The sequence below is a fragment of the Pseudomonas sp. ABFPK genome (genome assembly GCF_001586765.1).
GTDB lineage: Bacteria > Pseudomonadota > Gammaproteobacteria > Pseudomonadales > Pseudomonadaceae > Aquipseudomonas > Aquipseudomonas asiatica.
Map to the genome: position 1 here is coordinate 1 of NZ_LQXW01000091.1, position 517 is coordinate 517.

General features: G+C 61.7%; 1 protein-coding gene. It reads left to right on the top strand.

The window, feature by feature from the left end; genetic code table 11:
- Positions 1-517: immunoglobulin-like domain-containing protein (locus WM94_RS30595; protein ID WP_177342442.1), on the top strand; the 517-nt coding region annotated here is incomplete at both ends.

Consider the following 517-nt stretch of genomic DNA (forward strand, 5'->3'; position numbering starts at 1 on the left):
CCAAGGTCACCGATACCATCGACACCACTACCGTGACCCTGACCGCGACCTCGACCGTCGCTGAAGGTGGTGTGGTGACCTACACCGCATCGGTCAATCACAAAGTTACCGGTTCGGACCTGGTGGTGAAACTGGCCAACGGCCAGACCATCACCATTCCGGTGGGTGAGTCGTCGGCGTCGGTGCCGTTCACCGCGCCGAACAACGTCCATAACACCAACCTGGACCTGACCAACAAGATCACCGACATCTCGGGTGGTAACTACGAGAAGACCGTGGCCGTTGGCGAGCCAGTGACCACTGTCACCGACAACCCGGCGACCCCGGACGTCACCACGCTCACGCTGACCGCGACAGATACCGTGGCCGAAGGCGGCAAGATTACCTACACCGCTACGCTGTCCAACCCGGCGGGTACTGCGCTGACCGTCAAGCTGAGCAACGGCGAGACCATCACCATCGCCGCCGGTTCGAAGGAAGCCTCGATCACCATCGACGCGCCGAGCGACGATGTGTA